13 protein-coding genes are annotated in these 13,562 nt (G+C 49.9%); 7 read left to right on the top strand and 6 right to left on the bottom strand.

The annotated features are described in order from the left end of the window. Window positions 1-82 precede the first annotated feature (82 nt). The 3 genes from ABWW03_RS04465 to ABWW03_RS04455 all read right to left on the bottom strand — a co-directional run bounded on the left by ABWW03_RS04465 (window position 83) and on the right by ABWW03_RS04455 (window position 1,798). On the bottom strand, window positions 83-727 hold the full coding sequence (locus ABWW03_RS04465; RefSeq protein ID WP_353406626.1) for a thiol:disulfide interchange protein DsbA/DsbL: 645 nt from the start codon (window positions 725-727) through the stop codon (window positions 83-85). 154 nt (window positions 728-881) lie between these two features. Further along, window positions 882-1,532, bottom strand: a complete 651-nt coding sequence (locus ABWW03_RS04460; RefSeq protein WP_353406624.1) for a c-type cytochrome — start codon at window positions 1,530-1,532, stop codon at window positions 882-884. 101 nt (window positions 1,533-1,633) lie between these two features. Further along, window positions 1,634-1,798, bottom strand: a complete 165-nt coding sequence (locus ABWW03_RS04455) for a hypothetical protein (protein ID WP_353406622.1) — start codon at window positions 1,796-1,798, stop codon at window positions 1,634-1,636. 38 nt (window positions 1,799-1,836) lie between these two features. On the opposite strand from ABWW03_RS04455, the gene yihA reads away from it, so the two are divergent. Together yihA and ABWW03_RS04445 are read left to right on the top strand one after the other, a co-directional pair. Further along, the gene (yihA, locus tag ABWW03_RS04450) at window positions 1,837-2,457 is read left to right on the top strand and encodes a ribosome biogenesis GTP-binding protein YihA/YsxC (RefSeq protein WP_353406621.1); all 621 of its coding nucleotides are present in this window, start codon (window positions 1,837-1,839) and stop codon (window positions 2,455-2,457) included. Between the two features lie 244 nt (window positions 2,458-2,701). Then, entirely contained in the window at window positions 2,702-5,305 is a 2,604-nt protein-coding gene (locus ABWW03_RS04445; RefSeq protein ID WP_353406620.1) for a TonB-dependent receptor, read from the top strand. 289 nt (window positions 5,306-5,594) lie between these two features. On the opposite strand, the gene polA is transcribed toward ABWW03_RS04445, so the two are convergent. Then, entirely contained in the window at window positions 5,595-8,330 is a 2,736-nt protein-coding gene (polA, locus tag ABWW03_RS04440) for a DNA polymerase I (protein ID WP_353406619.1), read from the bottom strand. Between the two features lie 363 nt (window positions 8,331-8,693). Here polA and ABWW03_RS04435 point away from each other — a divergent pair, with 363 nt between their 5' ends. Then, window positions 8,694-8,966, top strand: a complete 273-nt coding sequence (locus ABWW03_RS04435) for a hypothetical protein (protein ID WP_353406618.1) — start codon at window positions 8,694-8,696, stop codon at window positions 8,964-8,966. A 43-nt stretch (window positions 8,967-9,009) separates the two neighbouring features. Here the strand turns inward: ABWW03_RS04435 and ABWW03_RS04430 are convergent, their stop codons facing one another. Beyond that, window positions 9,010-9,831, bottom strand: a complete 822-nt coding sequence (locus ABWW03_RS04430; protein WP_353406617.1) for a metal ABC transporter substrate-binding protein — start codon at window positions 9,829-9,831, stop codon at window positions 9,010-9,012. Between the two features lie 69 nt (window positions 9,832-9,900). On the opposite strand from ABWW03_RS04430, the gene ABWW03_RS04425 reads away from it, so the two are divergent. The 4 genes from ABWW03_RS04425 (at window position 9,901) to ABWW03_RS04410 (ending at window position 12,887) form a co-directional block, all read left to right on the top strand. Then, window positions 9,901-10,401 carry a Fur family transcriptional regulator gene (locus tag ABWW03_RS04425; protein WP_353406616.1) on the top strand — a complete coding sequence of 167 codons (501 nt, stop codon included), beginning with the start codon at window positions 9,901-9,903 and terminating at the stop codon, window positions 10,399-10,401. Continuing rightward, complete coding sequence (gene znuC / locus ABWW03_RS04420) at window positions 10,394-11,149, top strand: zinc ABC transporter ATP-binding protein ZnuC (protein WP_353406615.1); 756 nt, start codon at window positions 10,394-10,396, stop codon at window positions 11,147-11,149. Before ABWW03_RS04425 ends, znuC begins: the two co-directional genes overlap by 8 nt. Then, window positions 11,070-11,945: an iron chelate uptake ABC transporter family permease subunit gene (locus tag ABWW03_RS04415; RefSeq protein ID WP_353406613.1), complete on the top strand. Its 876-nt coding sequence runs from the start codon at window positions 11,070-11,072 to the stop codon at window positions 11,943-11,945. Before znuC ends, ABWW03_RS04415 begins: the two co-directional genes overlap by 80 nt. A 108-nt stretch (window positions 11,946-12,053) precedes the next feature. Next, on the top strand, window positions 12,054-12,887 hold the full coding sequence (locus ABWW03_RS04410) for a substrate-binding periplasmic protein (RefSeq protein ID WP_353406611.1): 834 nt from the start codon (window positions 12,054-12,056) through the stop codon (window positions 12,885-12,887). On the opposite strand, the gene ABWW03_RS04405 is transcribed toward ABWW03_RS04410, so the two are convergent. Then, window positions 12,845-13,549 (bottom strand): SCO family protein, encoded by a 705-nt coding sequence (locus ABWW03_RS04405; RefSeq protein WP_353406609.1) that lies wholly within the window; start codon window positions 13,547-13,549, stop codon window positions 12,845-12,847. The genes ABWW03_RS04410 and ABWW03_RS04405 overlap by 43 nt on opposite strands. Between the last annotated feature and the right edge of the window lie 13 nt (window positions 13,550-13,562).

The raw sequence follows: 13,562 nt of genomic DNA, 5'->3' as shown, positions 1-13,562 counted from the left end.
ATGAAAAGCGCACACAATGGAAGGGTTCTGAAACGAAAGAAGGCCCCGTAGGGCCTTCTGTATCGCGTCTTGTCGGCAGCTTTTATTTGGCCGCTTTTTCCTGGCGAATCTTGTTAATCAGGAAATCCGTAATCTTCAGCATATTGCCTTGACCACCCGCTTTCCGAGCACTCACCACATAGCGGCCATCAACCACAATCTCTGGTGTGCCTGAGATTTTGGCGCCACGAGAGCGAGAATGGGCAACGCGAACCTGAGTGGTAACACCAAAGGAATTGAAGATCTTTTCAAACTTCTTCGGATCAACACCATGCTTTTCAAACAAGGCTTTCAGCTCATCTTCGTCAGACATGTTTTTCTGCTCGACAAAAATGCCATCAAAGATAGGCATATGCACCTTGTCCAAGACTTTCAGCGCCTTGGCAGCGTAGAACGCTTTCGCCAGAGCAACCATCGCATACCCACGCTGGCCTTTGTTGACCAACTGCCAGGCAACGGGTGTTTGAACCAGCTCAACATCATCAGCCAGGGTTTTCTTCCACTGAGAAATAACCGGTTCAAATTTGTAGCAGTGACCACAGCTGTACGAAAAATATTCGTCCACCTGAATCTTATCGCTACCGGTTTTCAGCGGAACCGCCAGCTCAATGTAATCCTTGCCTACTTCGTATTGGGCAAAAGCCGTAAGGGAAAACAGCATCGCAGCTAAAGCCATAATGGCACGCATATTTCTTCTCCATAAACTGTGGTAGATAGCATTAGACAGCTAAATTTAGTGTAGTTCCGAGTACTCAACGAATACGGAAAGTGCAGACTCACTCGTCGGCACAAAAAAGGCGGCTTAAAGCCGCCTTCAGGGAAATTCTGCCGTAAGCTCGTGCTTAGTTCAAACCAGCAATGTAGTTCGCCACGGCTTTAATTTCAGCATCGGTCATATATTGAGCAACGCTGCGCATGGTCTTGTTATCACCATCGTTTACACGATCGCCATTGCGGAAGGCTTTCAATTGCTTCTCAATGTAATCCGCGTGTTGACCGCTCAAGCGAGGGTAGCCTGCGGGGGCATTGCCCTGACCGCGTGGAGAGTGGCAACCCGTACAAGCCGGCGTACCGGATTCAGCGTTACCAGCGCGATACACTTTTGCACCGAAGGCAATAGGATCTTCTGAACGCAGACCAGACTGCAACTGCACATCGATTTCCTTGGCACCACTGAGCTGCATGTTCTTGCTGCTGAAGTAAGCTGCGATGTCAGCCAGGTCCTGGTCGTTCATCGCATCCAGCATGCCCGTCATTTCCAGCACCGGACGGGTACCGGATTTAATGTCCTGCATTTGTTTGATCAGGTATTTTTCACCCAGATTAGCCAGTTTGGGGAAGTTAGGTGCAGCACTGTTGCCATCTTTCCCGTGACAAGCGGCACACACGACGGTTTTTGCTTCACCCGCAGCGGCATCACCCGCCGCCATCGCGGAAGGGGCAGTCGCTAAGGCTGCTAAGGATACAAGGGCGTATTTATATAGATTCTTCATTGGCTAATCCGTAATCCGGTTATGATTTCGCCTCTCAGGCGAGACTATCACTTATAAACCTGCTGCATTGGCATGGCTAGACCCTATTGTAGACGGCCAGCTCACCGAGTGCGTAATTTGCCTAAGTTAATCATGGAACCAAACCCGATTGGAACCAGAGCAGGGGCATCCGCCGTCATCGACAGCAACTTGGTATCCTGCACTCGACAGGCTACAATGCGCCCCCTCACCGAGGCCAAAGCCGCGACATTATATACACAACTCATTGATAACACACTATTTATAAAGGGTTTTGCAGCCGGATATGGCCCAGATCAAATACAGCGACGCTATTTTTACCCAAAGTGCCCCTACGATTCGTCAGTGTCCAACTGACACAGGTGCCGAGGTAGCCTTTGCCGGTCGTTCCAATGCTGGCAAGTCCAGTGCCATCAACACCCTGTGCCAGAATCATAAACTGGCGCGCACCAGTAAGACCCCCGGCCGCACTCAGCTGATTAACTTCTTCGAGCTGACGGAAGCACAACGATTGGTAGATCTCCCTGGTTACGGTTTCGCGAAAGTGCCACTGGCCATGAAGAAAGAGTGGGAAAGGCACCTGTCGGAATACCTTGCAGAACGCCAATGTCTAAAGGGGCTCATCTTGCTTATGGATGTCCGCCACCCCATGCAGGAATTCGACACTATGATGCTGAACTGGGCCATTGATCGAGAGATGCCTGTCCACATCCTGCTGACCAAGGCCGATAAGCTCAAAAAAGGCCCCGCACAAAGTACGCTGCTAAAAGTACGCAAACACCTCCGTGACGCCGAGGTTGAAGACCTTGTCAGCGCACAACTTTTTTCCTCCCTCAAGAAAACCGGCATCAAAGAACTCGAAACCAAACTCGACAATTGGTTAAGAATCGAACAAGACGTCCAGTAAAGCGAAGAACACCCTAACATATAAAGTTTTTTGTATAAAAAACCGTCGCCATATTCATCCGAAAAAGTACTCGTCATAGCCACTGTTTATTTGCATTTCTTAACGAATGCGGTAATCTCAAACAAGCGTCCAAATAATTTAATAATAAGGACGTAAAAACCAAAAGATTCTGCAAACTGGCAGTCAAAAGCCAGGCAAATTCCCTAATAAACATAAAAATGAAGTTGCAACAGAGGATGTCACCATGACACTACACCACCGACCAACATTGTTGGCTACAGCTATAGCCATGGCTGTAGGAGCAAGCTCAACATTTGCACAACAAAGCACCGAGCTTGAAGAAATCGTTGTCTATGCTCAGAAACGAGAGCAGTCAATTCTCGAAGTACCCGTTTCCGTATCCAGCTATAGCGCCGATTCTCTGGATCAGGCCAAAGTTCGTGATATCAATGACCTAACTCAAATTGCCCCCTCGCTGAGTATCGATAACTCAACCGGTGCATCCGATACCTCTATTTATATTCGTGGTATGGGTACCTCGGGCAACAACGCTGGCTTCGAACAGTCCGTCGGTATTTTTATTGATGGCGTTTATCGTGGTCGTCCTGGTTCAGCCATGTCGGACTATGTGGACATTGAAGGCATCGAAGTATTGAAAGGCCCACAGGGTACCCTGTTTGGTCGTAACACTTCTGCGGGTGTTGTCAGTGTGCGTACTGCAGCCCCATCCCATGAAGCTGGCGGTACCATGGAAGTCAGTGTTGGTAACTACGGTTACAAGCAAGTACGCGCGTCTGCGACCGGTTCACTGGTAGAAGACAAGTTGGCTGGCCGTATTTCCGGCTCTTGGCACGAACGCGATGCCTTTATGGATAACCCATTCACCGGCGCAGAAGCTCAAAACCGTGATCGCTACAGCATCCGCGGACAGTTATTGTGGGACATCAGTGATGACGCCACGCTGCGCATTATTGCCGACAAGTCTCACAGCGATGAAAACTGTTGCGCCGCCACACCACTGCTTTACGGTCCCGCGCAAAATGCAATCGACTTTGTTGATGGCTCTCAATTTGCACGCCTGTCAGCAACGCCGATTAACTATTCCAACTTGCCGGGCGCAACCATTCGCGACGTATTCGACCGCCAGTTCGCCTCTGACCAGCCTTATATTGACAAGATTGATGACAAAGGCATTTCGGCTGAGCTGAACTGGGATTTAGGTGAAACCGCGTTAACCGTTATTGCGTCAAGCCGAAACTTTGAAAACTTCCAATCTCTGGATGCCGACCACAACTCAGCCGATATCCTGAGCCGTATCCAGACATTCGATAATGACGAAAAGAGTTTGGAAATTCGTCTGGCTTCCACAGGTTCAAACACCATCGACTGGACCGTTGGCGCCTACGTATTTGATCAAGAGATTGAATACAACTCGCCATTACCTTTCGGAGCCGATCTTCGCGCTTATGTAAACGCACTAACCTCTCTCGATGCCGATCCTACCAACGGTGCCAACCTGTTTACGCTTGCTGAACTGGGTCAAGCCGCGCTGGGTAATATTTCCCCTGCTCAAATCGGTTCTCTGTACTTCGGTGCAGACGGCAAAGGTGGCAGCGGTAACGATTACTCCGCAGAAAGTTTCGCCTTCTTTGGTCAGGCTACCTGGAACGTTAATGATGACCTGAGCTTCACTCTGGGTCTGCGCTACTCTGACGAAGAGAAAAAAGCGGATTACATCCCAGACTACAACAACCCATGGTCACGTATTAATTCCCAGGACTTGACCAATGCTTACCTAGCAGCTCTGGCCGTTCAAAATGGCTTATTCCCGCTGGGCACTCCAACGGATGTTGTGAATGGCACCTTGGCAGCCATTCAGGCAGGTGCTGCAGCAGGTGATCCAGGTTCGGCCGCGTTGGTGGGCGGTGCACAACAATTGGCCGCTGGCGCTCGCGGTGTGCAATTGGTTGTACCTTATGAGCCCTTTACCGCGAATTACGCTGATGACAACATTTCCGGGACTGTGAGCGTAAACTATCAGTTCAATGAAGACATGAGTGCTTACGCGCGCTTTGCCCGTGGCTACAAGTCGGGTGGTTTGAACCTCGATCGTGCCGGACCAAGCACAACCCCGGACAGCCAAGTGGTTGCTGATCCCAACGTTGTGGTTTTCCAGCCTGAACTGGTTGATACATTTGAAGTTGGTTTCAAGTCTCGCTTGATGGATAACCGCCTGCAATTGAATGCTGCAATATTCGTTCAAGAGTTGGAAGATTATCAATTCCAAAGCTTTACCAGCACCGGCTTTGTCGTACGTAATGCGGCCAAGACCGAAGGTACAGGTCTGGAACTTGATTTCGCCTTCAAACCATCCGAAAACTGGTTCATCAGTGGTGGTGCAGTATGGCAAGACGTTACTTATGACGAATTCCCAGATGGCCCAATCACGATTGCGCAAACACTTGCCGGTCAAGCAGCAAATACCAACGACCTGTCCGGACAGCGTGTTGTTCAATCGTCTGACTTCAGCGCGTCACTGTTGGTTGCCTACAATCAGCCGATCACCGACGATCTGGAATTCAACGCTAACGTGAGTGGTAATTATCGCTCTGACTACTTCCGCCAGTCCTCGAATGAGCCATTGAGTGAGCAGAATGTCAGCTTGATTAACGCAACCATTGGCATTGGTTCCCAAGACGGTAGCTGGGCCCTGGAGTTGTGGGGCAAGAACCTGACTGACGATGAAAGCTACGCGTCATTCACGTCGACCTTCCAGACCAACAGCTTGAGCGCCTTCATTCAACAGGCGCCACGCACTTACGGTTTGACCGCGAAGTACAACTTCTAAGTTAACCCAACGCGTGATCAAAACCCGGCCCTGGCGCCGGGTTTTTTATTGCCTGGGAACTGGCACTGCGAGAGTGATGATAAACACCCGTATTTTCGATAGGCAATAAAAAACCCCGTACCATCCGGCCGGGGTCGCTTAACATTCTAGCAAGTACTGAAATTTCAGTTAATCAATAGAGAGGAGAGTCACATTAACTGTTACTTATGACTCGGCCCATTCGGGGAAGTTCCCCCAAACATGACAAATTTTTAATGTTTTTCACTTTCTCTATCGATTATGCCTGGGCTTAGTGGGCTTCATCCCAGTTATCACCCACTCCCGCCTCTACCACCAGAGGTACATCAAGATTTGCCGCACCTGACATCGCCTCGACCAAACCAGCCGTGACCGCATCGAGATCTGATTCGGCCACTTCTAACACCAATTCGTCATGAACTTGCATGATCATGCGGGCATCCAGACCGCTTTTTTCCAGCCAGCTGTTCACCGAAATCATGGCCAGTTTGATGATATCCGCTGCCGTTCCCTGCATTGGGGCATTGATGGCCGTTCGTTCGGCGGCTTGGCGACGCATTCCATTGCGTGAATTAATCTCAGGCAAGTACAAGCGGCGACCAAACAAGGTTTCCACGTAGCCCTTCTCAGCCGCAAGGGCACGGGTATCGTTCATATAATCCTGCACACCCGGATAACGCTCAAAATACAAGTCCATATACTGCTGGGCATCGTTACGGCCAATATGCAGTTGCTTTGCCAAGCCAAAGGCGGACATCCCATAGATCAAACCAAAGTTAATCGCCTTGGCGCTGCGGCGCTGTTCTGTACTGACCGCATCAATATCACAATCAAAAACCTCTGCGGCTGTCGCCCGGTGCACATCCAGCCCCTGGGCAAAGGCATTCAATAAACCTTTATCTTGGGAGAGATGAGCCATGATGCGAAGCTCGATCTGGGAATAATCCGCGGCCACAATCTTGTAACCCTCTGGAGCAACGAAGGCTTGGCGCACACGACGCCCTTCTTCGGTTCGAATCGGAATATTCTGGAGGTTAGGGTCGGAGGACGACAAGCGCCCTGTCGCCGTCACAGCCTGGTGATAAGAGGTGTGCACTCGCCCAGTTTCCGGCTGTACCATTTGCGGCAATTTGTCGGTATAAGTCGACTTCAGCTTCGAAAGCCCACGATACTCCATCAACAGCTTCGGCAATGGATAATCCAACGCCAGCTCTTGCAGCACTTCTTCAGCGGTAGACGGCGCCCCTTTGGGAGTCTTTTTAATCACCGGCAACTCAAGCTTTTCAAACAAAATCGCTCCCAGCTGCTTGGGCGAACCCAAGTTGAATTCTTCACCAGCCAGTTCAAAAGCGTCCTTTTCCAGAGTGCTCATGCGTTCAGCAAGCTCCAGGCTTTGCTGGCCCAAGCGCTGACAATCCAAATAGGCCCCCTGTCGTTCGATCTTCGACAAAATAGGCACCAAAGGCAGCTCGATCTTCTCAAATACCGAACACGGACCCTCGTCCTCTTGCAACTGAGGCCAAAGAGTCTGATGCAAACGCAAAGTTATATCCGCATCTTCCGCAGCGTAGTGGCCGGCGGTATCCAGTTCAATTTGATTAAAGGTGAGCTGCTTGGCGCCTTTGCCTGCGATATCTTCAAAGTGCACGGTATCCACGTCGAGGTGGGTTTTAGCAAGGGTATCCATATCGTGACGATTCGCGGTGCTGTTCAGGCAATAAGACTCCAGCATGGTGTCGTAGGCAATGCCATTGAGTTCTACACCATAATTGGCCAATACGCTCTTATCGTATTTGAGGTTTTGCCCCACCTTAGCTTTGTCTGGATCTTCTAAAATAGGCCTCAATAGAGTAAGTAAGCGCTCCCTATCAATTTGATTGGGCGCATCCAGATAATCGTGAGCACAGGGTACATAAGCGGCTTTCCCCGCCTCCACTGCAAAGGACACACCTACCAATTGCGCCTGCATATAGTTAAGGCTGTCGGTCTCGGTATCAAAGGCAAATAACTCAGCCTTTTGCAGCACATCCAACCAGGGCATCAATTCTTCTTCACTCAGAATGATCTGATAATCCACGTCCTCAATCTTGGGCGCTGCGATGTTCTCACTGATTTCTGCACCGTCTGCATCTGCCAGTTCACTGACCCAGGATTTAAATTCCATTTCCTGAAAGAGATCCAACAAGACGTCCTGCTCAGGCGCAGATTGTTTGAGGTCTGCCGGCCCCATGTCCATATCCACGTCCAGCTTGATCGTGGCCAATTCGTAGGATAGGAAGGCCTGCTCACGATTGTCGATCAGCTTCTGCTTCATGGTTTTGGAGCCTCGAAAACCAAGCGCGGCAATATCATCCAGTCGTTCGTAGATATCATTCAAGCCGCCCAGCCCCTGCAACAAGGCCAATGCGGTTTTCTCGCCGACACCTGGCACGCCTGGGATGTTATCGACCTTGTCGCCCATCAGCGCGAGGTAATCGATGATCAACTCCGGAGGCAAACCGAATTTATTTTCCACGCCCGCTATATCCATGACGGTCTCGGTCATGGTGTTAACCAAGGTTACGTGCTGATTGACCAGCTGGGCCATATCTTTGTCGCCCGTCGACACCACCACATCCATTCCAATGCCTGTGGCCTGTTCAGCAAACGTCCCAATCACATCATCCGCTTCAACACCGGGAATGGCGATTAAGGGCAGCCCCATAGCGCGGATAATCGAATGAATAGGCTCTATCTGACTGCGAAGCTCATCGGGCATAGGCGGACGATTGGCCTTGTAGTCCGGGTATATGTCATCGCGAAAGGTTTTGCCCTTGGCGTCGAAAATCACCGCAATTTCACTGCCTTGATAATCTTTTTGCAGTCGCCTCAGCATATTGATCACCCCTTTTACAGCACCCGTGGGCTGACCTTTTGAATTCGTAAGTGGGGGGAGAGCATGAAAAGCGCGGTATAAATAAGAAGAGCCATCCACCAAAACCAGTGGGGCCTGCTGAGTGTCCGACATAGGGTGTCTCTTGCTGGGTAAATAGCGAAGCATACACTAGATTGCCCCAGCATTGGGTCTACCGCCGATTGGGCTGCGCAACTTCCCTTTTGTTACCCATTGTTACGCCAAATTTAACATTTACCTCATAAGATAAGGTTTGTATTTACTTACGTTACAGCCCTGTAATATAAGCCTTACCAATCTTTACCATTAACCCATCTAGCGCATTTATTGAACAGCGACTACAATATGTAACGCAAAGTAACAAAACGAATTGATTTGAAGTAACACCAATCAATTCGCTCGTATTTTGAATTCCAAGTGATCAGTGAAACCAAGCGGGTCACTTTTATTTTTGCCTTTAGAAAGGAGGGCTACAGTATGAAAAAACTTGGTTTGTACGTTGCCCTAGCACTGTTTGTACCCAGTGTTATGGCCAAGGAAGTTGCGGTATCCAATATCGCCGTTGCCATTGCTGAAGCAGGCGCGAATTACAGTTGGGCGGTAGAAAAAATGACTACCAGCACCACTGAATCCAAGCTGCTTGAGCTTGAAGCACAGCATGAAGAGTTAACCAATAAGCTGAACGCTAAGCTGGAGCGTAAGATGACGGTAAAAGCCGAGCGTCAGTTCCAGCTGCCACCGAAGCAGTAATTTCCAATAAAAAGGCCAACAATGATGTTGGCCTTTTTATTATCTATCCCTCGACAACGTCGTCGAAACAGTGGCTAAGATTCGACATCATGCTCTCCATCCAGGGGTGATAAAACGATTCGCCCCCCTCGTTCGCCAACGGGTCTACCCACACCAGCTTCAAGCCTTCTTGACTGGCCAATTGCCTGGCTCGCTCAGCCTCACTGTAGGGTTCAGCCAAAAGGCAGCTGGCCGCCTTTAACTGGGATTTTAATTGAATCCGCTTGGCAATGCTGATGCCTTTACCTTCACCCGCCGATACCGCTGCCAGCACTTCAAGACCAAAAGGTTTGGCTAAATGATCATAGCCGTCGTGGTAGACCGCCAGCTTCTTCCCAGCCAGACGGGCTTGCCAGCGCTTCAACAATGCATCCTGCTCGTCTTGGTAGGCCTGGAGTTGCTGCTCAGAAAGGTTCAAGTGTTGCGCCATCGCAGCGGCCATCGCCGACGCTCGTCTGGGACTCAACCAGTAGTGCGGGTCTTCATGCAAACCTGAGTTATGACTTGTGTCTGATTGAAAATTAATGTGCGCTACGTCGGTTTTGTCCACAGCCACACTCAAATAGGGTTCAAGCCCAGGGCCATTCCATATCAAGAGAGATGCGGACTTAATACGCGCCAAGTCGGAGATTTTCAACGCATATTGGTGAGGATTAGCCCCCGCAGGAAGCAGCACTTCGACTTCGGCCGAATCCCCCAGAAGCTCGCGCGCAATCTTGGCCAGAGGCTCGATGCTGGCCAACACCTTAGGTTTTTCTTCATCGGCCCAGCTCGCCGGAAGCGCCATCAAAAACAGCAGAACCAGCCGCTGCAAACTACTCCACATGTGTACCACATACCTCAAGATTGATCGTTATGTTATATTGTAACACGATATCAGTTGGACACTTTGCCTATGCTAAGCAATATGGACTCCCCAGTCGCACATCCGGACCATGACCATCAGGCCTGTATTGACGCAGCCTTGGGTGCTGCCCGAGAACTCTGCAAAGAAAAGCAGCAAAAGCTCACCAAAACTCGGGAAAAAGTACTCAGGCTCATCTGGGATAGCCATCGCCCGGTTGGAGCGTACACCATTATGGACGGCTTGGCCGAGGGCGAGCAGAAACGCATTGCACCGCCAACAGTTTATCGGGCTCTGGATTTCCTGCTTGAACTGGGTTTGATTCATCGAATCAATTCACTGAACGCCTATATCGGCTGTCAGGATCCGAGTCATGAACACCATTGCTATTTCTTAATCTGCACCTCATGTAATCTTGCCATCGAAGTAGATCCAGAGAGTTTCCAGGCGCCTGTCGGAAAACTGCAGGAGCGTAGCGGTTTCGACATCCGCCAACAGAATATGGAACTCAGCGGATTGTGCCAGCACTGCCGGGAGGCAGGAAGTGACTGAAAGTTTTCTCCTACAAGCTGACGCGCTCTCTATACACCGACAAGGGCGAACCCTCGTCGACAACGCCAGCCTGACGTTGCAGGCCGGTAAAGTCGTCAGTCTTATTGGTCCGAATGGCGCAGGTAAAACAACTCTGATTCGAGCCCTAATGGGATTGACCCAAATTGACAGCGGGGGCCTTCAGGTTCAGGAAGGCCTGCGCACTGGCTACATGCCCCAAAAGCTCAATCTCGATGCCAGCCTCCCAATCACCGTGATGGCGTTTTTGTCGCTGAATCAACGGCGCGATGAACACTTTTTTGAAAGTGCTGATAAAACGGATGTCCGTTGTATTTTCGAACGCCCAATGCAATCTTTGTCCGGAGGCGAGCTGCAACGGGTCCTGCTTTGCCGAGCAATTTTGCAACAGCCACAACTTCTCATTTTAGATGAGCCCGCCCAGGGGCTCGACGTGAATGGCCAGGCTGAACTCTATCGCTTGATAGCCCAGCTTCGCGATGAACTCAATTGCGGGGTACTGATGGTCTCCCATGATTTGCATTTTGTGATGGCCGCTACCGATGAAGTCATTTGCTTGAATCAACACATCTGCTGCCATGGCCACCCTGAAAAAGTCAGCTTACACCCTGAATACCTGAAACTGTTCGGACAACAGCAAGCGGCCAACGTTGCCTTGTATACCCACCACCACGATCACCAACACGGTGTTCACGGCGATCTCATCGACTCTTGCAAACACCATCACTGATATGCTGGATTTACTACTCGCCCCGATTCTCACCGGAATTTTTATTGCGCTTATGGCCGGCCCGCTGGGTTGCTTCGTTGTCTGGCGTCGCCTCGCTTATTTTGGCGACGCTCTGGCCCATGCCGCCCTGCTCGGAGTGGCACTGGGTCTAGTCACTAGCGTTTCTCCCCAATTGGCCATTGTGATGAGCTGTGTCGTATTGGCACTGCTTTTGTCCCAGGTTCGCCAGGACAGTCAACTGAGTGGCGACACCTGGTTAGGGGTGCTATCACACGGTAGCCTCGCGATCAGCATCATCGCCATCAGTGTGGCTGGCGCCGGGCGCGTGGATTTATACGGCTACCTTTTTGGCGACTTGCTTGCTGCCACACTCAGAGATGTCATTCTCCTGGGTTTCTGTGGTGCCATTCTGGCAATTTACTTGATTCGCCATTGGGACTCTCTGGTTTGTCTCTGCCTGAACGAAGATCTCGCAAAAGTGGAAGGCATCGCTGTGGAACGCCATAAGGTCATCTTGATGATCGCGATTGCTTTTATTACTGCCATGGCCATGAAGCTTGTCGGGGCTTTGCTCATTACGGCATTGATGATTGTTCCTGCTGCCAGTGCCCGCATGCTGTCCAATGGACCAGGAAAAATGGCTCTCACCGCTATGGGCAGCGCACTACTGGCACTCGCGGTTGGCATGCTCGCCTCATTTCAATGGGATGTACCAACGGGCCCCAGCATTGTCACCGCAGCGTGTGCTGTGTTCGCATTCACCAAAATCGCCGCTTCAGTTCTCAGCCAAAAATAATCGTTCTTGCTGCTCGTTTGTCGCTCCTTTAAACTGATTAACACGCTTTAAAATGGCGGCATTGAAACGGAATTCTGATGTCAATCTTGTGGATGTTAGGTTTTCATTATGAACCGCGTTTCATGGCTAAATCTGTCGGCCTTTGCTCTTATCTGTTGCTCTGCTGCCAGCAGTGCCGAACAAAACGATCGTGCTTTTCGATTTACCACTGTGGCCTACCCGCCGTTTGTGATCTGTGATGAAAACAATATGGCAGTAGACGGGCTTGATATCCGCATTATTAATCGAGCGATGGCGAAAGCCAATGTTGAACTTGAGATCCATTGCACCCCCTGGCGACGAAGTATCCATGAAGTTGCTACGGGCAATTTTGATGGTGTATTGCCCATCTATCTCAATCAGAAACGACTCAGTTGGGGCCGTTACTTAATGACGCCACTGCACTATGAATCCTATGTAATTGTCAGTAAGAAAGAAAACGACGAAGCCGTTGAAAGATTCAGCGATCTGTTCGATAAAACCATTGGTTTGAACTCCGGCTTTTACGTCAATAAACAGTTCAGCCAGGCGCGAGAAGAAAAGCGTTTTGAATTAAAACAATTCAATACCACAGAGCTCGGTATAAAAGCCTTACAACGAGATCGCCTGCAGTACTACTTGAGTAATATCACGGTCCTTGGTTATACAACAACTCAAATGGGGGTTGAAGACGCTCTTCACATCCAGCCCAAGCGCTTCACCATGCCTAAGCCGACCTATATCGCGCTGTCCAGAAAGAGCCCACGCGCCATGGAACTCGCTCCACTGCTTGGCCCCATTCTTGAAGAGATGCGCAGCAGCGGCGAGCTAAAGAGAATTAATGATCAGTATTTGGATAAAGAACTTATGCTGAGCGATCACTACTGCCCACAACACGTCGATGCAGTAACCATCGACTGGTAGGTTAGCTTCATGCGTGCCAAATCCAATGGCGTACTCAGAAAGCCGTGATAATCCCCACGCGGATTAATGATCACAACCTGACCACCATGATCGATGGTATAGCTATCACCTTGGGGCACTTTAACGAAGGGCACATTCAACTGATTCCCTAATCGTTTCAAACTCAAAAAATCCCCAGTCACACCGGTAAACTCTGGATTGAAAAAGGGAACGTACTCCGCCAGTTTCTCGACCGTATCACGCGCAGGATCAGCGGTTACCATAACCACCTGACTTTGATCCAATATGCTGCCGTTCAGTTCGGTCATCAGTTGGTTTAACAAAGCCATAGTCGTCGGGCAGATGTCCGGACAATGAGTAAAGCCAAAGAACACCAAACTCCATTTACCTTTCAAGCTGTCCTTGGTAAAAGACTCACCGCGATGATTCTGCAATTCAAAATCAGAGAGAATTCTGGGCTGATCCAAAATGAAGAGTCCATTGATGCGCAACTCTTCATTGCTCAGCACTCGAGGGGAATTGATTTTGTGGATAAACATCATCAGCATGATTGCAATAGCGATGAGAATACCCACAACGGTTTTAATGATGCCCGCTTTTTGTTTTGCACTGACTGCATCAGATGCAGAACTGAAATCGTGTTCAGTGTGTACTTCTGTCACCGAAATCTCCTTG

Origin of the sequence: Pseudoteredinibacter isoporae (genome assembly GCF_040372805.1) — a bacterium.
GTDB lineage: Bacteria > Pseudomonadota > Gammaproteobacteria > Pseudomonadales > Cellvibrionaceae > Pseudoteredinibacter > Pseudoteredinibacter isoporae_A.
Note: the sequence above shows the minus strand (reverse complement) of the source record. Positions and strands in the feature narration are given on the sequence as shown.